Origin of the sequence: Bartonella henselae str. Houston-1, assembly GCF_000046705.1 — a bacterium.
Taxonomy (GTDB): Bacteria; Pseudomonadota; Alphaproteobacteria; order Rhizobiales; family Rhizobiaceae; genus Bartonella; species Bartonella henselae.
In genome coordinates, this window is the sequence record NC_005956.1 from 223,338 (window position 1) to 242,891 (window position 19,554).

The window sequence follows — 19,554 nt, forward strand, 5'->3', positions numbered from 1 at the left end:
CTTTCAAGGTGATAAAGGCATATTGATGCATACAAAAATACAATGGCGTTCATTTCTGATTTCAATTTTCTTTTGCATCAATTAAGTGTAGAAGAATAAAGTAAAACGAAATATTTAGGGTAGGACTCTTTGGATGAATCTGTGACGTGAAACACGCAAGATTTTAAGGAGGTAGGGCGAACTTAAGAGAAGCTAATCTGATGACAGATTGGAGGATAAGAGTGTTATTCCTAAAGAACGAGGAGGAGGTCAAAAAATTGTGCTTCTCTTTTGAGAATGGTTCTTCTTTTTTATACTCTAAATGATAAGAAAGGATATGAGTCTGGAAAATATTTCACAAAAATACTCTTGCAGTATTGTCCCTCTTGCAGAAAAAAAAATCTTTTCTGTCAATGATGGTCTCAATGTTATTCTCAAGAGCTTAGAGGATACAAAAGCAGAAGATATTGTCTCTATCGATATTCAGGGCAAGTCATCTTTAGCTGATTACATGGTTATAGCTTCAGCACATTCACAACGTCATGTATCTTCTGTTGCTGACCACTTGTTACGGACGTGGAAGGACAGTGGCTATGGTCGAGCAAGTGTAGAAGGACTTACTGAAGGGAATTGGGTGTTGATTGATACAGGTGATATTATCATTCATCTTTTTCGTCCAGAAATTCGGCTCTTTTATAATTTAGAAAAGATGTGGCTTACTCCGGATTTAAACAATACAAAGTTAGCTCTCTTCGGAGATCATTGATATGCACGTTTCTATTTTTGCTGTTGGTCGCATGAAAAAGGGAGCGGAACAAGCATTAGTTCATCATTATTTGGATCGTTTTTCTAAGAGTTGTAGCGCTGTGGGCTTTCATTTTAAAATACTCCAGGAGATATCAGAAAGTCGTGCTCCGACAGCTTGTCAGCGCATGGAAGAAGAGGGAAGAAGACTTATTGAATTTTTACCTGAAAAATGTCGATTAATCGTGTTGGATGAACGAGGGAAGACAGTTTCATCATTTGCTTTTGCTGAACAGTTAGGGTTTTATCGTGATGAAGGTGTTCGTGATGTTATCATTGCTTTGGGGGGGCCTGATGGGCATAATGAGCAGATAAGGAATCGCGCTGATTTTCTTTTGTCTTTTGGTTTTATGACGTGGCCACATCAAATTGCGCGTATACTTCTTACAGAACAGCTTTATCGTGCTGTAACGATTGCTAGCAATCATCCGTATCATCGTTTTTAAAATTTTTGTGCAATTTTTAGCACTTATTTGTATATTTATTAATATTGTTTTAGCTGACACCATTTAAAGCATCTCTAGTTTATGCGATGAGGCTGAATGGTTAGGCAAATGAAAAAGCTTCTTCATAGAAAGATGCAATGTTTATATGAGGAATGCGCAATATTTGTTGTGCTGTTCTTGAGTATGTTTTTTTTCTTGTCTGTATCGCATGCCGAAGATACAGTAAGGAGTGCAGAAGCACGTAAAACGCTGGGAGAAATTCGCCAAAGTATTTCACTTTCGCGTGAGCGTGTTGCTTTTCTTTCTCGGCAAGTTGAGCGTTTAAAAAAAGATCAGCGCGCTTTGAGCGATGCACTCATAAAAGCTGCTAAAGAAGAACGTGCAGTAGCAAATGATATTTCTGAAAGGGAAGAAAAGCTTAAAGAAATGCTAAAGAAGCGGAAACAAGTTCATCAAAGTTTAAAAAGTCGTCGCACTGAATTTGCAGAAGTTCTTTCCATCCTAGAACGTATGGGGTTGAAGCCACCTCCTGCTCTTGTAGTGCGGCCTGAAGATGTATTAGCTTCTGTGCGAAGTTCTGTTTTATTAGGGGCTGTTGTGCCTCAGATGCAAGAGAAAACACAGGCTTTAACAGAGAGCCTTAAGGAGTTGACGAATTTGAGCAATGCAATTACTGTGGAATATGCGGCTCTAAAGACTAAAATGCAAAATCAAGCAGAGCAGCGAAAGCATTTAGAGCTTTTATTAGATAAAAAAGCCAAATTACAAAAAAGATCGGAAGAAGAACTTACAGAGCAGCAACAAAAAAATAGTGCTCTTGTTAAAAAAGCGCAGTCTTTAGAAGAATTGATTTTAGAGCTTGACCGCCAGTCACAACTTAATTCTGATGTATCAGTACAGATGCAAAAAACATTACAATTGCTAGAGCAGTCTAATTTTGAAAACCGAAAAGGTTCTTTACTTTTTCCTGTTTTAGGAAAAAATATTCAGCACGTAAAGAATAGTTCGCAGATTACGCGCTTTGGGGAAATGATTGAAACAGAAGCAGAAGCTATTATTGTAGCACCTGCTGATGCTCTTGTTGCTTTTGCTGGACCATTTCGTTCTTACGGACAGTTAATTATTCTTAATGTTGGCAATGGTTACCATATCGTTCTTACTGGGATGTCAAAAATTAATGTAACGCAGGGGCAATTTGTTCTTTCAGGTGAGCCTCTTGGTACGATGGGGATGCAATTTATTGCAAACAGTGTCGCATTGGATATAGGAAAAACTGCTCCAATGCTTTACATTGAGTTTAGAAAACATGGGAAACCTGTGAATCCAACTCCTTGGTGGCGGACTGAAAAAACAAAAAGGAACCGAAATGATTCGTAAAGTTATTCTTTTGGTCGCTGGGGTATTTCTCGGCGCCTGTTCAATGATTATGGTGCAGTCTGTTGCTGCCAATAATGAGGGTGACGTTTATAAACAGCTTGCCATATTTGGCGATGTTTTTGAACGAGTCCGTATGCAATACGTGACGGTTCCCGATGATAAAAAGCTTATTGAAAATGCTATCAATGGTATGCTCACATCGCTTGACCCACATTCATCTTATATGAACGCTCAAGAAGCCAAGGAAATGCGGGATTCTACAAAAGGGGAATTCGGAGGACTTGGTATTGAGGTGACCATGGAGAAAAACTTAATTAAAGTTGTTTCTCCGATGGATGATACACCTGCTTCAAAAGCAGGTATTTTGGCAGGGGATCTCATTTCGAAAATTGATGGTGTACAGACAAATGGTCAAACATTGAACGAAGCTGTGAATAAAATGCGGGGCGCTCCTGGAACACCAATTACGTTGACAATTATTCGTTCCGGTATTGATAAACCGCTTGAAATTAAGGTTGTTCGTGATATCATCAAAGTGAAGGCGGTGAAATATCGTGTTGAGGGTGACATTGGGTATTTAAGACTCATCCAATTTTCTGAGCAGACTTTTGGCAATCTTCAGGCAGCAATTAAAGATATTCAATCTAAAATTCCTCAAGATAAGCTGAAAGGGTATGTTCTTGATTTGCGACTTAATCCTGGTGGACTGTTAGATCAGGCGGTTAGTGTTTCTGGTGCTTTTCTCAATAAAGGTGAAATTGTATCGACTCGTGGGCGCAGAAAGAATGATGTGACGAGATTTGATGCTAAGCCAGGGGATATCATCAAGGGAAAGCCCTTGATTGTACTTATTAATGGTGGTTCGGCAAGTGCTTCTGAAATTGTCGCAGGTGCCTTACAAGATCATCGTCGTGCTACAATTTTAGGCACGCAATCTTTTGGTAAGGGATCTGTTCAAACAATTATTCCTTTGGGTGAAAATGGTGCTTTACGTTTGACAACAGCACTTTATTACACACCAGCTGGTACTTCAATTCAAGGAACGGGAATCACACCTGATATTATTGTAGAGCAACCACTCCCTGAAAAATATAAAGGCTATGATGTAAAGCTTGGTGAATCTGAGTTAAAAGGACATATTAAAGGGGAACGAGAGAACAATAAAGGATCTGGTTCAGCTGCTTTTGTTCCAAGAGACCCTAAGGAGGATGCTCAGTTGAATGAGGCTTATAAGCTGTTGCGGGGTGAAATGGCAAATGCAGCATTTCCACCAGATCCCAATAAAGATATTTTAAAGTGAAAAGGGATATGTACAGCTTATACTTTTTGAGGGATAATTAATGGATGCAGTTGTTAATTTAACGACTCTTCCTTATAGGAGATCTGTCGGAATCCTTGTCTTTAATCATGAAGGTAAAGTTTGGGTTGGGCGCCGTTTAATGGTGTGTATTCACGAAGATACTAAGATATATCATCGTTGGCAGCTTCCTCAAGGAGGGATTGATGAAAATGAAGAGCCACTAGATGCAGCACGTCGTGAACTCTACGAGGAAACAGGGATCCGATCTATAGAGTTGATCAAGGAAGCAAAGTATTGGTTTCATTATGATTTTCCACAAGAAATTGTTGGAAGCGTATTAGGAAGTAAATATCGTGGACAAATACAAAAATGGTTTGCTTTTCAATTTACGGGAGAGCTCTCTGAAATTAAAATTAATCCGCCTCCAGATGGTCATAAAGCAGAATTTGATCAGTGGAAATGGGTCGATCTGGAAACTCTCCCTTCGATCGTTATTTCTTTTAAAAAGCATGTTTATATGAAAATTGTTAACGAATTTCGAGGTAGCTTTAAAGGATTATAAAGGCTATACACTTATGGAAAGCTTTTTTAGTAAGATGCTTTATATTATGCGTAAAGATACATTCTATTATTAATATTATGCATAACGTTCAAGAAATAATAAACGTAATTTTCTTTTATTTAAAGAACTGGAATATAAAATGAAAAAGTTATTTAATTTATTTATATTTTTTACTCTCTTGAGTATTTCTTCTGTAGCATTTGCATCAAATTCAAAGTCCACTACTACGAAAGATACAGTAGCTACATTGCCAAATGGTGCTTCTTCTTTGACTGAAACCTATGGTTTGTGGAGCATTAATTGCGGTATACAAGAGGGAAAAAAAGTTTGTTTTATGCACCGTCAAGAGGTAAATGACCAGAATCGTGTTGTTGTGGCTATGAGCGTCGTGCTTAATGCTGATGGTGTTGTATCGGGTAATTTAACGGTTCCTTTTGGCATTTTGGTTTCTAAGCCTGTTCGTTTACAAGTCGATGAAGGAAAGGCTGTTATTGAGACCGGTATTCGGACTTGTGTGCCAGCAGGTTGTATTGTTCCAATAGTTTTTGATAAAAATTATGTAGCAGCTTTACGTGCTGGGAAACATTTGAAGTTAGCTATGACAATTGCTGCCCCAGGAGAACCTCCTTTAAATGATTTATTTGTTCAGCTAAATGGGTTTAGCAATGCACTTAATCGTTTGATTGCTTTGCAGAAATAATCTCAAAAATAAAACAAAGGCGGCCTTTTAAGGCCGTTTTTAGTTTAAGCTTTTTTTACAATAGGCTTAAACTAAAGCGGCAAGGTTGTATAAAAGAGATGTTTAAAGTTTTTTGCTGATTCTTAAATTGTTCGTTTTTACTTCTGTTTTGATCAGTTGTTTTTAAGGTTTCATCATTATTATAATAGAGAGATAAAGATTTGGAATGTTTTAATTTTCTGTCCATGGAAAAAGAAGCATTGGAGTATAAAATCACTGATAAATAGGTTTATTGTAATAAATGCTCTATATACAATCTTCTGTTTCTTTGATTGAAAGAGAGATAAAGAATGGTTTATGCTTTGCTTCAGGTAATTGACCTGATTTTCAATATTTATATTGATATTTTAATAGCAAATGTAATTTTTTCTTGGCTTTATGCATTTAACATTGTGAATACGCGCAATCGATTTGTTTTTTTGGTAGGGAGATTTTTGTATCGCGTTACGGAGCCGGTTTTGGCGCCTATACGGCAGTTTTTACCAAATTTTGGAGCAGTTGATATTTCACCTATTGTAGTGTTCCTAATTATTTATTTTATTCGTAACTTTATGTGGTACGTTTATGCGGGTATGTAATTCTAGAAATACTACATTAGGTGAACTAAAATGTTTCATCAAGTTGATACAAATAATATCATTCTATTTGTATATATAATTCCCAAGGCTTCAGGTGACAAAATAATGGGGATTGAATGCAAAAATGATGGAAAGCGGCATTTGGTCATACGTCTTCGTGCTATTCCTGAAAATGGAAAAGCAAATAAAGCACTCATTAAATTTTTGGCAAAACAATGGAAAATTCCATCTTCTTATATTTCTCTTAAAAGTGGTGGAACATCGCGCTACAAACAGCTTTATTTTTCGGGATATTTAGAAAAATTGAAAGAAATATTACGAGCTTTAGAAGACCATGCCGTTACAAAAAATAAGTTATCTTGTTGATTTATAAAGATAATTCATTATTATTCATAATTGAATAAGAGCTCAGAATATCGTAAGATTTTCTCATCCCTAACTCTCTTATAGTAAATCAATCAAAATCATTCGCTTGTATTTCATAAGTATGGTATTAGCGTGTGGATAAAAACCACTTAACAAAGGAATAAAGATACCCCTTATGAATCGCTTCAATGTGAAGGCTATTGCAAAATTTTGAGTTGGCAAAAAGAATGATGCTATCTGTTTGCACGCTTCATAAGCGTAAAGATGTGCTCAATGGCTTTATCACTATACCCTTCACGAACGTTGTCGTGAAATGGGTTTGGAAGAGCATTAAGAGAGGGTCTCTTTAAAATAGGCACGTGAATGTGCAAGACAATGACATTCTATTTTGCGTGATGGGTTGATCATATTAAAGAAAAGATGAAAGCCTGCTCAAAAACAGGCTTAGATTTTTCTGAAAAAGCTATAATTCTTTATTACGCTCAATCGCTTGCTTAATCAATTCATGTGCAAAACTTTTATCACGCCAACCTTCAATTTTTGCCCATTTTCCAGGTTCCAGATCTTTATAATGTTCAAAGAAATGCTCAATTTGCTTAAGTGTAATTTCAGGAAGATCTGTATAGTCATGAATATTATTATATCGTTGTGTTAATTTGGGAGTAGGGATGGCAATAATTTTTTCATCTTTACCACCGTCATCTTCCATAATCAGAGCACCGATCGGGTAAACATTAATAACACAGCCAGGAAGAAGTGGACGTGTATTACAGATCAGAACATCAATGGGATCACCATCTTCTGAAAGAGTATGTGGAACAAAACCGTAATTTCCTGGATAAACCATCGAGGTATAAAGAAAACGATCAACGAATAATGCGCCCGATTTTTTGTCCATTTCATATTTTATTGGTTGTCCACCAAGAGAGACTTCAACGATGACATTGACATCTTCTGGTGGATTTTTACCAACGGCTATCTCTTTAATATTCATGTAAATATCCTTTCCGGAATAATTAAACTAGATACAATAAAACATTTGATCAATGAAGTTCTGAAATTAGTTTGAAAGTGATGAGCGTGTTTTTTCAAAACGTTTTCGTTCATTGGGATCTAGATAGAGTTTGCGTAGACGAATATTTTTAGGAGTTACTTCTACAAGTTCATCATCTTGTATCCACGATAGAGCACGTTCTAATGTCATTTTAACAGGAGGAGTTAATTTTACAGCCTCATCTTTTCCAGAAGCGCGCATATTGGTTAGTTTTTTTGCTTTTAAAACATTGACTTCTAGGTCGTTATCGCGTGAGTGTATACCAATAATCATGCCTTGATAGACTTTAACGCCAGCATCGATTATCATAGGTCCACGATCTTCAAGATTAAAAAGAGCATAAGCGACGGATTCACCGTTATCATTTGAAATCATAACACCATTGACACGACCACCAATGTCTCCTTTATAAGGTTCATAGGCATGGAAGAGGCGATTCATAATTGCTGTACCACGTGTGTCAGTTAAAAGCTCGGATTGGTAGCCGATCAGACCGCGCGTTGGTGCGTAAAAGACCAAGCGTACACGATTACCTCCAGAGGGACGTAGTTCAATCATTTCACCTTTACGTTCGGACATTTTTTGAACAACAGTTCCAGAATATTCCTCATCAACATCGATGACAACTTCCTCGATTGGTTCAAGAGTTGTTCCATTTTCATCTTTTTGCATAACAACGCGTGGACGTGAAACGCTAAGCTCAAATCCTTCACGCCGCATATTTTCGATGAGGACTGCGAGTTGCAATTCTCCTCGTCCCGAAACATAGAAAGAATCTTTATCGGTTGATTCTTCAATTTTAAGGGCTACATTACCCTCTGCTTCTTTTAACAAACGGTCACGGATAACACGGCTTGTGACTTTATCTCCTTCAGTTCCGGCAAGAGGGCTATCATTGACGAGAAAGCTCATAGTTACAGTAGGAGGATCAATTGGTTGAGCAGTGAGAGGTTCATTGACTGCAGGATCACAGAAAGTATCAGCAACGGTGCCTTTTTGGAGACCTGCAATTGCTACAATATCACCAGCAATACTCTCTTCAATGGGTTGTCGTTCCAGCCCACGAAATGCCAAAATTTTTGAAATACGCCCAGTCTCTAAAACTTTTCCATCTTGCCTAAGAACCTTGACATTTTGATTGGGCTTTATAGAACCCGAATGAATGCGTCCTGTAATAATTCGCCCCAAAAATGGATCTGCTTCAAGAATAGTTCCGATCATGCGGAATGGTCCTTCTGCTATACTAGGAGAAGGAACATGGCGAGTTACAAGATCAAACAAAGGACTCAGACCTTGATCTTTTGGTCCTTCGGGGGTTTCAGCCATCCATCCATCACGCCCTGATCCATAGAGAATAGGGAAATCAAGCTGTTCATCATTTGCATCAAGAGCAGCGAAAAGATCAAAAACCTCATTGATGACTTCATCGGCGCGCGCATCAGCACGGTCAATTTTATTAATAGCAACAATAGGGCGCAATCCTACTTTCAGTGCTTTACCAACGACAAATTTTGTTTGCGGCATTGGACCTTCAGCGGCATCAACAAGCACAATTGCTCCATCTACCATGTTTAGGATACGTTCAACTTCTCCACCAAAATCAGCATGACCTGGTGTATCTACAATGTTAATTCGGGTATCTTTCCAAACAACGGATGTCACTTTTGCTAGAATTGTAATTCCACGTTCTTTTTCAATATCGTTTGAATCCATCATACGTGCGCTGGTACGCTGATTATCACGGAAGTTTCCTGATTGCTTGAGGAGTTCATCTACGAGCGTTGTTTTCCCATGGTCAACATGGGCAATAATGGCAATGTTACGCAATTGCATAAATCTTCTTCTTTTCGTTTAATGAAATTTCATTTGAGGCAAAGCTTTTGCGCTTTTTACCTTACTATTATAAAGTGTTGTACATGCTTTTTGATAATTTTGGAAGAGGAGGAAATATTTTTATGAAAAAGTATTTACAAAGATTTTTGATGCTCTGTTGGCTTGGATAAGTTTTTCCGAAAACTTTTGCATGTATGAGTATTTTATATGAGCAATGTGGGCAGAAAAAAATAATATACTTTTCTCTTTTATAATAAAACGCGTGCTTTAGCTTTTGCCTTTTGCCGGTAACTTAACAGCAAAAATCATTGTATATTTGTTTTGCAAAGCATTGATTTATAATTGAAATAAGCATCATTTTCTCTATTGCGTTAGAATAGCTTAGCACAGTGATATTTTTTACCTATATATCCCTTGATCTTATTATGAAGAAAAAATCATTTATAGGCACGTCAATAAGAGGAGTGACGTATGAATAAGAGCTCACGGTACTGGTTGCAAAAAATGAATTTAAATTCTTTAAACACATATGATTTCAATAAAATACATTATATATTTTAATATTCAAGATAAATTTACCATTGTGAAATTGAACAAAGTTGAATTTTTTAATAAAAAAATAAATAAAACTATTCCACTTAATAAAACTTTAGAAGCATAAAAAATACAAAAAGGGGATTGAACAACCAAAATTTGAGATTGCAAAACGCCAATAAACCTATGAAAATAAAAAGACTGGTGAAAAAGTAACTGATTTTGTAATCCCTTATATCTCTATCAAGAAAGAGGTATTTTTTGTATATTCTGTAAAAGCTGTATGATTTGAAAATTTGCAATACACCTTCTTAAAACGAAGATTTTATAGTTATTTTCCGATTTGCAAGTGAGAAAAGAATAGGATGCATTGTTGAATGAGTTGGTGTTGGAAGTCTTATAAACAATGGTTAATCAGAGAAAGGAAGACACTTAATTATGTGTTCCTTCATACATAATCGTTCAAGTGATCAGTTAAGTAGGTGTCGAATAATTTTTCTCAATTGAAAACTTGACAATCTCTCTGAGAAAAATAAACACCCAATTTAAAAATCTAATAAATTACACTAACAAACATCTAAAAACGCTTAACTCTCGAAGAGGCAAATCCATTGATACTCTCTGAGTCAGTTATGCAGAAAAATATTTGTAAAAAGAACATAGAACTAAAGGAAGAACACGAATAAAAAAATTTTGCAACTTAAAGAAAAATTTCTTATGCAAGCTAAAAGTATTAACTACGGGTTGTCGCACTCACGATGAGTATTTAATATACTCACTGAAAGTAGAAAAAAGAAGAGCATTTGCAATAACGAAATGACAGTATCAAGAACTCTACTTTAAGATGTGTAAGGCTATTTTTGTTGTTAAAACAGGAGAGATTTTAAGTTGCAGAAAATGCGTTTTTTAAAGTAGAGTTCCAGATAAAATGACGGAGGCAACAGAAAAATAGATTACAATCCCCATAACATCTACTAAAGTTGCAACAAGGGGAGCTGAAGCACTTGCGGGATCAAATCTCAAGCGTTTAAGAATAAAAGGAAGCATGGATCCAGATAAGGAACCGAATGTAACGATCCCAACCAAAGCAGCTCCTACCGTTACACAAACAGCCATCCAATGTTTTCCATAGTCATAGATACCGAGCTGTTGCCAGAAAACAATGCGCATAACTCCAATGATTCCGAGTAGAATACCAAGAGATAGCCCTGCGGGAATTTCACGAATAATGACTTTCCACCAGTCCTTAAGCGTGAGTTCACGCAGAGCTAATGCACGAATAATAAGGGATGTTGCCTGTGAGCCAGAGTTTCCTCCTGAACTCATAATGAGAGGAATGAAAAGTGTAAGGATAATAGCTTTTTCAAGCTCCGCTTCGAAATATTGCATAGCGCTGGCTGTCAACATTTCGCCAACAAAAAGTAAAGCAAGCCAGCCCCCACGTTTTTTCATCATCCCTAAAAAGTTTATCTGCATATAGGGTTTATCGAGAGCTTCCATACCTCCAAATTTGTAAGCATCTTCACTCATTTCATCAACCATTGTGTCTAGTACGTCATCGACTGTCACAATACCAATGACATGATTTCCATCATCAATAACCGGTACAGAGAGAAGATCATGGCGTTGGAAAAGACGAGCAATATCTTCATGATGCGTGAAGGGGGATATTGTGATGGGTGTGTCGTGTGTAGAGACGTTTAGAATTTGATCATCAGGCGAAGCAAGGATAAGGTTACGCAGCGAAACAGCTTTAAGAAGAGTGCCTGTTTTAGGGTCGATAACATAGCTTGTATAAACTGTTTCACGTGTTCGTTCAACATCACGAATATGATTTAGAGTTTTTTTTACGGTCCAGTTTGCAGGAACAGCTATAAACTCTGTTGTCATCAATGCACCCGCTGTATGTTCAGGGTAACTGGTCAGTTTTTTCAGCTCAGCGCGCGTTATGGGTTTGAGTAATGCGTAAAGCCGCGTGCGAGTTTCTGTATCCATTTCCTGAAAGACATCAGCAGCGGCATCGGCAGACATGCCATCAAGAATTTCAATTGAGCGGTTTACAGGGAGAAGTTCAAGAATAGCTGCTGGTTGTTCAAGTTCTGGTTTGTCAAAGAGTTCAATGGTATAATCAAGAGGTAAAAGGCTAAGAATAGTGACGCGTTCCATGATATCAAGATCATTGATGATATCAATTGAGTCAGCAAAATGATAATTTTTTAATTCTTCGGCGAGAACTTCAGGAGAAGAATTTTTGAAGTCGAAGGTCGTTTTAATTTCAGTCATAATAAAGTACCTTCCGAAGGATTGGATAATTATAAATTCAGGTTATAGATAGGATAAAACAAAAGTTATGGAAGATTTTAAAAAAGCCCCTACCAATTATATTTCCAATTGTTAATATTTGAACTAAAGTCAAGGATAGATTGCAGTTATAAACAATTTCATTAATCAAGTATGTAGAGATTTTTATTTTTGTTTATTTCCTCATGATAAAAAAATCCTTTATTTCTTTCCTTAATAGAGGACTGAAAGACACTTTCGAAGCACATTAAATAATTTTATAGTATTATTTATCAATTTGTATCCGTAAAGATAACTGTTACTCCCCTTAAGTTATAAATGGAGAGAGAATATTATGACAAAAGCAGCACTGTTGGACTGGAAGGGATTTTCAGGACTTCCTGATTTTTTTTCAATAAGTGATGAAGATTTTAAGCCCACTTTTGAACAAGCGCTTAAAGAAGCAGAGGAAGAAATCGAGACGATTGCAATGGTGCAAGAGCCACCAACGCTTGAGAGTTTTTTGCAACCTTTTGAACTTTCTGGAAAAAGGCTTGATCGTGTATGTTCAATATTTTTCTTGCGTTCAGGTGCTCATAGTAATGCGTTGATTCAACAGTTAGAACAAGAATTTGTTGTAAAGCTTTCTCGTTATTCTTCGAAAATTATGATGGATGTACGGATATTTGCGAAAATAAACGCGCTTTATAAACAGTCGCAGCAAGGTGTGTATGATAATGAAACAACGCGTGTCCTTGAATTATGGTGGAAAAAGTTTGTTTGTAATGGTGCAAAACTTGATGAAAAAAGCAAGAAAAGGCTCGTTGAAATTAATGAAAAGCTTGCTTTTTTAAATGCTACTTTTGGTCAACATGTCTTAAAAGATGAAGCTGAATGGATTTTATTTTTAGAACAAACAGATTTGTCTGGTTTACCAGATGATCTTATTGCTTCAATGAAAGAAATTGCGTGCGAAAGGGGACATGAGGGCGCTTATGCTTTAACATTGGCACGCTCAATTGTTGAACCATTTTTAAAATTTTCTCATCGTCGTGATTTGCGTGAAAAAGCATTTCAAGCTTGGTCTAAGCGCGGTGAAAATAATAACGAGAATGATAATCGTGCAATTCTTTTAGAGATTGTTGCACTTCGAAATGAAAAGGCTAAATTATTAGGGTATAAGTCTTTCGCAGATTTGAAACTTGATAATACTATGGCGAAAAGCATTGATGCAGTTATGGGATTGCTCACACCTGTATGGGAACGTGCAAGAGCTAAGGCTGCAAGCGAACAGATTGAATTGCAAAATTTTGCAAATAATCGGGGCAGCAATGAATCTTTAGCAGCTTGGGATTGGCGTTATTATGCTGAAAAACTTCGTGCTGAAAAATTTTCTTTCGATGGCGCTGAAATTAAATATTATTTTCAGCTTGATCGCATAATTGAAGCGGCTTTTGCTGTAGCAAAAAAACTTTTTGGGATTTCATTTGAAGAAAAAAATGCTGTTGCACTTTGGCATCCTGATGCACGTTTATGGGAAGTAAAGAAATCTGATGGAAGTTTTCTTGGGCATTTTATTGGTGATTATTTTGCACGCTCTTCAAAGCGATCTGGAGCATGGATGAATAGTCTACAAGTGCAGCATAAATTGGATGGTGGGCAAAAGCCTATTATCTACAATATTTGTAATTTTGCAAAGCCACCCAAAGGCGAGATTGCTCTTTTATCACTTGATGATGCACAAACACTTTTTCATGAATTTGGACATGCATTGCACGGTTTGCTTTCTGATGTAACGTGGCCATCTGTAGCGTGCACATCGGTTTCGCGGGATTTTGTTGAACTTCCTTCTCAACTTTACGAGCATTGGTTAACCGTACCAGAGATCTTAAAATCGTATGCTACACATGCAAAGACGGGGCTTCCTATACCACAAGCATTGATGGATAAAATTGTATCAGCACAGACATTTGATGCTGGTTTTTCTGCGGTAGAATTTATCTCATCAGCTTTAGTGGATATGGCTATTCATCAGAGAGAAACGATATCTGATCCAACAATGTTTGAGCATCAGGAATTGGAGAAGTTGCAAATGCCTAATACAATTATAATGCGTCATCGTCCTCCACATTTTACGCATATATTTTCAAGTGATGGTTATGCAGCTGGTTATTATTCTTATTTATGGTCAGAAGTGCTAGATGCCGATGCTTTTCAGGCTTTTGAAGAAACCGGTGATGTTTTTAATTCACAGCTCGCTGATCGGTTAAAACGTTTTATCTATTCTGCTGGAGGGAGCCGGGATCCAGAGGAGCTCTATAAGGCTTTTCGGGGACGTTTGCCTTCACCAGAGGCGATGATTAAAAAACGTGGATTATAAAAGTGGAACGGTATGCTGTAAATTATACCATTATATTCTTATCAGCAGTTAAGATTTATGCGAATTTTTATCTTATCATGATCTTATAAAATAGATTTTTATTGTATTTAGATTTTAGTTTGTTAGGGAAATAAGAATCTCTGTTTTTTCAAGATATTAGGGAAGAGAAAAATTGTCAGCACGATCTTTCTGGTGACCATTTGGCGGAAACCATAATTTTTTGACGAAATTTTGATTTATTTTGTTAAGTAGGCGGGTATTTTGTTGTGCTATGTCATCGAGGCTCATTGGCGGTTGCTGTAGAATATTATTGGGCTCTTGTGTAATAAATTGTCGATTATTTGTGTTTGTGAGATATCTATTTTTATAGGGGGATGAATCAAAATTTAGAATGTTTTTCAATGGCTTTTCTAAATAGAAAGCAAGTTTTTTCTTTCCCTCAAAGGTAAAGTGAATGCCATTATTTGTACGTAATTTGGCTATTTTTCCATGAATATCATAACCGGAAAAAGAAAATCGACCTTGTTCATCAGTAAAACCATTCCAAATATCGAGGAAATATCCTCCTGCTACTTCTGTTTCTTTTCTGTAGAGTTCATTGAAAATTTTCATTTTTTGTGTCAAGTGTTCATTTCCAAAAGCAGGTTGTCCCATCCATATCCATGGTTTCCCCGAAGTGTGAAGGCTTTCAGTAATTTCGATAATTCTTTGTTTATAGATGTTGAGCCATTCCGGTTGAAGCACACTGAATATGCCGTAAGACGTTGTGATCGGTTGATTATCATTTGCACCGATTATCATGATAATAACGTCAGGTTTATTTTTATCAATGAGTTCAGAAAGATTGCTTTTCCAAGAAATGTGATCAGTTCTGACCAAACCAGAATCCGGTATTGTATTATTTATGATGATGATATCGCTATTATCAGTAAAAAGATTTTTGAGTGCATTAGCGACAGCAGAAGCTACAAAGTCCCCTATGACGAGAATGCGCTTTGCATTCTCTTTTTTTAGCTTATGTGTGTTTTTTTGTATTATAGTCTTTTGTGGTTTGTATGTTTTTTGTTCTATAATTTGCGGTGGTTTTTGTTCTTGTTTGTTATGTTCTAACAACCATTTAAAGAAGTTCGTCGCTTGACTTGGAGATGGTTGTATGACACTCACGACAAGGAGAGAGAAAAGCAGAAAAATCAGGAGTATCGGACGGAAAAGGAACAAACACTTTACTCCAGATTATTGTTTTCGAAGAAGGGAGAGAACTTCAGGGGTTGGATATCCATTTGCTGTTAAGCCGTGGCGCAGCTGAAAAGCTTTAAGTGCTTTTCGAGAGGCTGTACCGATTATGCCATCCATTTCTCCTTTATAATAGCCAAGTGCTGCTAAGCGAGATTGCAGTTCTTTGCGTTCGTAAAAAGTAAGAGGCGGAAATGGTCGCTGCCAATCTTGAACCAATCCAGAATGTCCAGCAATGCGGTTAGCAAGAAGTGCAACAGCGAAAGCGTAGCGATCTGCATTATTATAACGTTTAAGAACAAAGAAATTTTTTGTTACTAAAAATATAGGTCCTTCTGGCCCATCTGGGTATTTCAATATTGCTCGTTCAGATAATGAAGGCAAATGTTTTCCATTCGCCTGTTTTACACCTAGCTTTGCCCATTGTTCAAATGAATGCCAATCCTCGGGAAGATTTTTTCCTTGCGGCAATTTAACTTCCACTCCCCAAGGAAGTTTAGACTGCCAACCATTCATGTAGAGAAGATTAGCAGCGGTTGCGAGGGCATCTGGAACAGAAGTCCAAATATCACGTCGTCCATCCCCATCCATGTCAATGGCATAAGCGAGATAACTGCTTGGAATAAATTGTGTATGTCCCATTGCACCAGCCCAAGAGCCAGTAAGTTGTGCACGTGTAATTTCACCGTTTTGGAGAATTGTCATGGCAGCAATCAATTGCGCTTGTGCATATTTTGCGCGTTTTTGATCAGCATAGGCTAAGGTTGCTAATGAGCGAATGGTATCACGCATCACATCTTTATTTGCTAAAACTTTTCCATAATTGCTTTCCATTGACCAAATCGCCAGGAGGATATTACGATCAACACCAAAACGTTTTTCAATTTGAGAAAGCCACTTTTGCCATTTTTTAGTTTGGCTCTGTCCTTCCATAATTGCAATGTCATGAACACGATTGTCGAAATAGTTCCATGAAGGATCAACAAATTCCGGTTGGTATGCGGCTTTTTTTAAAACTTCTGGATCAATTGCGTTGATTCCTTTAAAAGCCATATCAAATGTAGAGGATAAAATATTATTGGTGAGAGCTACTTTTTTAAATTCTTTAATCCACTGTTGAAAACCAACATTAGCGTATGAAAGTTGTGCAAAAAACATTAAAAAAACAGAGAAAAGAACCGCTAAACCAATGATAAGAGCTCTAGAATTTATCGGTTTCTCTGAATAAAAGAAGGTCTTAGATTCTGTTTTTTGCATTTTAAAATTCCTTTCAATATTCAAATATTTTTATGTGCAAGGATTTCATTTATGTATTTGGTTTTATTAATCATATTATCAAGTAAATAAAAAAGGCTGAAATGGATTATTCGTTTTAAAGGAATACTCTCAATAAACTATCATACTTTTGCATCTTTATTTCTGTCCATTATAATGGCAATTAAAAGAATAAGATATCTTTTTTACCATTTAGTAAAAACATATATTAAATGAAATCAGTAACTTATAAGATGAATCGGGAGGATGAAAGTGCGTAAAATTCGGAAAGCAGTATTTCCCGTGGCTGGTCTTGGTACGCGTTTTCTACCTGCAACAAAAACAATTCCTAAAGAAATGCTAACTGTTGTTGATAAGCCTGTTATTCAATATGTAGTAGATGAAGCACGTGAAGCAGGTATTGAGCATTTTATTTTTGTGACTGGACGTAATAAAGCAGTCATTGAGGATTATTTTGATACGCAAGTTGAATTATATACAACACTTGCCGAACGTGGTAAGAGAGGAGAACTTGATCATTTACAAGCTTTACAACTTCCACCAGGGACAACTTCTTTCACGCGCCAACAACAGCCTTTGGGGCTAGGACATGCTCTTTGGTGCGCGCGTGAGTTAGTTGGGGAGGAACCTTTTGCTTTATTGTTACCCGATATGCTTATACAAGCTAAAAAGAGTTGCCTTTCTGAGATGGTTAATCTTTATGAGAAAACCGCTGGTGGCAATATTGTCGCGGTTCAGGAGTGTGATCCTGGAGAAGCACATAAATATGGTATTGTTGGAAAAGGCAAACAGATTGCAAATGGTTTTGAAATTACAAAAATGGTAGAAAAACCAAAAAAAGGAACAGCTCCTTCGAATTTATACATCAATGGGCGTTATATCTTACAACCAGAAATTTTTAATATTCTCTCCGATCAAGAACGAGGATCAGGAAACGAAATTCAGTTAACAGATGCGATGATGCGGCTTTTAAATGAGCAAGATTTTTTTGGTTTTCAGTTAGAGGGGCGCACTTTTGATTGTGGTTCTAAAGCTGGTTTTATTGAAGCTAACGTTGCATTTTCTTTAGCACGCGCTGATATGCACAGCCAAGTTTCTGCCTCATTGAAAAATTTACTAGAAATCATTAAAATAGAAAAGTTATAGATCTTTCATTAAATTCATTTATCAAATTTAATCATGACAGCACAGTCTTCCCATATGTTGGTTTTACAAAGCACTGTTACATCGGCATTTAAAACAATTGCAAGTGAGAAACAAGGGCTTGAAGCCCTTGAAGAAGCTTTGCTTGGATATCTTTCTTCCGCTTTTCAAGCTGCTGTTCAAACTATCAGAAATGCTAATGGTCATGTAGTAATTACTGGTCTTGGCAAGAGTGGTCATATAGGTGCAAAAATTGCTGCAACTTTAGCTTCGACCGGAACGCCTGCTTTTTTTGTGCATGCTGCAGAAGCTAATCATGGTGATCTTGGTATGATTGGATCTGACGATGTTATTCTTGCTTTGTCATGGTCAGGCGAAACTTCGGAATTAAGTGGCATTATCAACCATGCTGCGCGGTTTCGCACGCCACTTATTGCCATGACATCGGGGGAGCACTCTGTATTAGGACGGCAAGCGGATATTGTACTCTTATTGCCAAAGATAGAAGAGGCGTGTCCTCACGGGCTTGCTCCTACAACTTCAACAATTATGCAATTGGCAATGGGAGATGCGTTAGCTGTTGCTCTTTTAGAAATGCGTGGTTTTACTGCGACAGATTTTAAAATTTATCATCCTGGTGGTTCTCTTGGTGCAAGTCTTAAATATGTTCGTGATATTATGCATCAGGGTGAAAGTATTCCTTTGGTTGCGCAAGGTACAGCCATGGCTAAAGCTATGAGTGTTTTGGTTGAAAAACATTTTGGTTGTGTGGGTGTTGTGAATCAAGAAGGTGAATTAATTGGAATTGTGACGGATGGTGATCTTGCACGCAACATTCACGTTAACTTATCGAAATTTAATGTTGATGAGTTAATGACAAAGGATCCCAAAATTGTCGAGCCAAATACACTGGTTGGTGCTGCAACAGCTTTTATTAATGAGCACCATATTGGGGCTTTTTTCGTGGTTGAAAATAAGAAGCCGATAGGAATTGTTCACTTTCACGATCTTTTACGCATTGGTGCTGCTTAAGTAAAAAATACCCACATTCGATAAAATTTTGTTTTGTGCAACAGCTTTATTGAGATATTTTTTGGAAAAAGAGGAGTGTTTTTCGTATTTTAAAGGATATTTTTCTCGCGCAGGGAGATTTGTGTCCTCCTATTATAAGGATGCTTTCTATGTTTTTAATAGAAGCTTTGACTTTGTTTATTTTATTTAAAATTTTCTCTTAAGGAAAAATTGTGTTCCTGTTTGTGATGTACAGAGAAGTTGTGTTGCATTATGCGATATCATACAACTGACTTTAGATATTGTTCCACGGAGAATGGAGCGTATTTCAATTTCTATATGTTGAGCACTGACATAATTATAGGTACCTTCTGATAGTTTTTCTTCTGTATCTGCTGCTCGCGTTTCAAAAACACCATTTTGGAAAGAGGAAATAATACCGTTTTCATCAAGCCATTTTCCATCAATTCCTGTTTGTATATTTGGACCATAATATTGCGAAAAGCCGCAGGCACCTAATCCTAAAGCTGTGATTATAAGACATAAAATACGGCAAGTATGCTTCATTTTTTTTACTCTATTTGTGTTATCCTGCTCTTTTGCTTCTATAAGATTGTTAAATTACTCCATGAGTCAATATGAAAAATTTGATGAAAATCA

Annotated in this window: 17 protein-coding genes; 11 read left to right on the forward strand and 6 right to left on the reverse strand. The window is 36.9% G+C overall.

Features of this window, described 5'->3' with window-relative positions:
- Positions 1-301 precede the first annotated feature (301 nt).
- From rsfS to AYT27_RS00875, 8 genes are all read left to right on the forward strand, one after another.
- The gene (rsfS, locus tag AYT27_RS00840) at positions 302-745 is read left to right on the forward strand and encodes a ribosome silencing factor (RefSeq protein WP_034447546.1); all 444 of its coding nucleotides are present in this window, start codon (positions 302-304) and stop codon (positions 743-745) included.
- Between the two features lies 1 nt (position 746).
- The gene (rlmH, locus tag AYT27_RS00845) at positions 747-1,229 is read left to right on the forward strand and encodes a 23S rRNA (pseudouridine(1915)-N(3))-methyltransferase RlmH (RefSeq protein ID WP_011180114.1); all 483 of its coding nucleotides are present in this window, start codon (positions 747-749) and stop codon (positions 1,227-1,229) included.
- A 96-nt stretch (positions 1,230-1,325) separates the two neighbouring features.
- Entirely contained in the window at positions 1,326-2,606 is a 1,281-nt protein-coding gene (locus AYT27_RS00850; RefSeq protein ID WP_011180115.1) for a murein hydrolase activator EnvC family protein, read from the forward strand.
- Positions 2,596-3,906 carry a S41 family peptidase gene (locus AYT27_RS00855; protein WP_011180116.1) on the forward strand — a complete coding sequence of 437 codons (1,311 nt, stop codon included), beginning with the start codon at positions 2,596-2,598 and terminating at the stop codon, positions 3,904-3,906. The genes AYT27_RS00850 and AYT27_RS00855 overlap by 11 nt, the downstream gene beginning before the upstream one ends.
- Before the next feature lie 40 nt (positions 3,907-3,946).
- On the forward strand, positions 3,947-4,468 hold the full coding sequence (locus tag AYT27_RS00860) for an RNA pyrophosphohydrolase (RefSeq protein WP_011180117.1): 522 nt from the start codon (positions 3,947-3,949) through the stop codon (positions 4,466-4,468).
- 139 nt (positions 4,469-4,607) lie between these two features.
- Positions 4,608-5,168 (forward strand): invasion associated locus B family protein, encoded by a 561-nt coding sequence (locus tag AYT27_RS00865; protein WP_011180118.1) that lies wholly within the window; start codon positions 4,608-4,610, stop codon positions 5,166-5,168.
- A gap of 329 nt (positions 5,169-5,497) precedes the next feature.
- Positions 5,498-5,785, forward strand: a complete 288-nt coding sequence (locus AYT27_RS00870) for a YggT family protein (RefSeq protein ID WP_011180119.1) — start codon at positions 5,498-5,500, stop codon at positions 5,783-5,785.
- Positions 5,786-5,815: 30 nt separating this feature from the next.
- A complete protein-coding gene (locus AYT27_RS00875; protein ID WP_011180120.1) occupies positions 5,816-6,151 on the forward strand; it encodes a DUF167 family protein in 336 nt (111 codons plus the stop codon).
- A 463-nt stretch (positions 6,152-6,614) separates the two neighbouring features.
- Here the strand turns inward: AYT27_RS00875 and ppa are convergent, their stop codons facing one another.
- The 3 genes from ppa to mgtE form a co-directional block, all read right to left on the reverse strand.
- A complete protein-coding gene (ppa, locus tag AYT27_RS00880; protein ID WP_011180121.1) occupies positions 6,615-7,145 on the reverse strand; it encodes an inorganic diphosphatase in 531 nt (176 codons plus the stop codon).
- 66 nt (positions 7,146-7,211) lie between these two features.
- The gene (typA, locus tag AYT27_RS00885; protein ID WP_011180122.1) at positions 7,212-9,038 is read right to left on the reverse strand and encodes a translational GTPase TypA; all 1,827 of its coding nucleotides are present in this window, start codon (positions 9,036-9,038) and stop codon (positions 7,212-7,214) included.
- 1,440 nt (positions 9,039-10,478) lie between these two features.
- Positions 10,479-11,855: a magnesium transporter gene (mgtE, locus tag AYT27_RS00890; RefSeq protein ID WP_011180123.1), complete on the reverse strand. Its 1,377-nt coding sequence runs from the start codon at positions 11,853-11,855 to the stop codon at positions 10,479-10,481.
- 352 nt (positions 11,856-12,207) lie between these two features.
- On the opposite strand from mgtE, the gene AYT27_RS00895 reads away from it, so the two are divergent.
- On the forward strand, positions 12,208-14,232 hold the full coding sequence (locus AYT27_RS00895) for a M3 family metallopeptidase (RefSeq protein WP_011180124.1): 2,025 nt from the start codon (positions 12,208-12,210) through the stop codon (positions 14,230-14,232).
- Between the two features lie 156 nt (positions 14,233-14,388).
- Here AYT27_RS00895 and AYT27_RS00900 read toward each other — a convergent pair whose 3' ends face one another.
- Together AYT27_RS00900 and AYT27_RS00905 are read right to left on the reverse strand one after the other, a co-directional pair.
- On the reverse strand, positions 14,389-15,450 hold the full coding sequence (locus AYT27_RS00900) for an SGNH/GDSL hydrolase family protein (RefSeq protein ID WP_011180125.1): 1,062 nt from the start codon (positions 15,448-15,450) through the stop codon (positions 14,389-14,391).
- A 15-nt stretch (positions 15,451-15,465) separates the two neighbouring features.
- Positions 15,466-16,722: a lytic murein transglycosylase gene (locus AYT27_RS00905; RefSeq protein ID WP_011180126.1), complete on the reverse strand. Its 1,257-nt coding sequence runs from the start codon at positions 16,720-16,722 to the stop codon at positions 15,466-15,468.
- 270 nt (positions 16,723-16,992) lie between these two features.
- On the opposite strand from AYT27_RS00905, the gene galU reads away from it, so the two are divergent.
- Entirely contained in the window at positions 16,993-17,886 is an 894-nt protein-coding gene (gene galU, locus AYT27_RS00910; protein WP_034447673.1) for a UTP--glucose-1-phosphate uridylyltransferase GalU, read from the forward strand.
- A gap of 33 nt (positions 17,887-17,919) precedes the next feature.
- Positions 17,920-18,915 carry a KpsF/GutQ family sugar-phosphate isomerase gene (locus AYT27_RS00915; protein WP_011180128.1) on the forward strand — a complete coding sequence of 332 codons (996 nt, stop codon included), beginning with the start codon at positions 17,920-17,922 and terminating at the stop codon, positions 18,913-18,915.
- A gap of 186 nt (positions 18,916-19,101) precedes the next feature.
- Here the strand turns inward: AYT27_RS00915 and AYT27_RS00920 are convergent, their stop codons facing one another.
- A complete protein-coding gene (locus tag AYT27_RS00920) occupies positions 19,102-19,461 on the reverse strand; it encodes a hypothetical protein (RefSeq protein ID WP_011180129.1) in 360 nt (119 codons plus the stop codon).
- Positions 19,462-19,554 lie beyond the last annotated feature (93 nt).

Coding starts and splice junctions, on each gene's coding strand:
- AYT27_RS00915 (WP_011180128.1), top strand. CDS start 17,920: ATGACAGCACAGTCTTCCCATATGTTGGTTTTACAAAGCACTGTTACA.
- AYT27_RS00870 (WP_011180119.1), top strand. CDS start 5,498: ATGGTTTATGCTTTGCTTCAGGTAATTGACCTGATTTTCAATATTTAT.
- rsfS (WP_034447546.1), top strand. CDS start 302: ATGATAAGAAAGGATATGAGTCTGGAAAATATTTCACAAAAATACTCT.
- AYT27_RS00895 (WP_011180124.1), top strand. CDS start 12,208: ATGACAAAAGCAGCACTGTTGGACTGGAAGGGATTTTCAGGACTTCCT.
- AYT27_RS00875 (WP_011180120.1), top strand. CDS start 5,816: ATGTTTCATCAAGTTGATACAAATAATATCATTCTATTTGTATATATA.
- AYT27_RS00850 (WP_011180115.1), top strand. CDS start 1,326: ATGGTTAGGCAAATGAAAAAGCTTCTTCATAGAAAGATGCAATGTTTA.
- AYT27_RS00920 (WP_011180129.1), bottom strand. CDS start 19,461: ATGAAGCATACTTGCCGTATTTTATGTCTTATAATCACAGCTTTAGGA.
- AYT27_RS00860 (WP_011180117.1), top strand. CDS start 3,947: ATGGATGCAGTTGTTAATTTAACGACTCTTCCTTATAGGAGATCTGTC.
- mgtE (WP_011180123.1), bottom strand. CDS start 11,855: ATGACTGAAATTAAAACGACCTTCGACTTCAAAAATTCTTCTCCTGAA.
- rlmH (WP_011180114.1), top strand. CDS start 747: ATGCACGTTTCTATTTTTGCTGTTGGTCGCATGAAAAAGGGAGCGGAA.
- ppa (WP_011180121.1), bottom strand. CDS start 7,145: ATGAATATTAAAGAGATAGCCGTTGGTAAAAATCCACCAGAAGATGTC.
- AYT27_RS00855 (WP_011180116.1), top strand. CDS start 2,596: ATGATTCGTAAAGTTATTCTTTTGGTCGCTGGGGTATTTCTCGGCGCC.
- AYT27_RS00865 (WP_011180118.1), top strand. CDS start 4,608: ATGAAAAAGTTATTTAATTTATTTATATTTTTTACTCTCTTGAGTATT.
- AYT27_RS00905 (WP_011180126.1), bottom strand. CDS start 16,722: ATGCAAAAAACAGAATCTAAGACCTTCTTTTATTCAGAGAAACCGATA.
- typA (WP_011180122.1), bottom strand. CDS start 9,038: ATGCAATTGCGTAACATTGCCATTATTGCCCATGTTGACCATGGGAAA.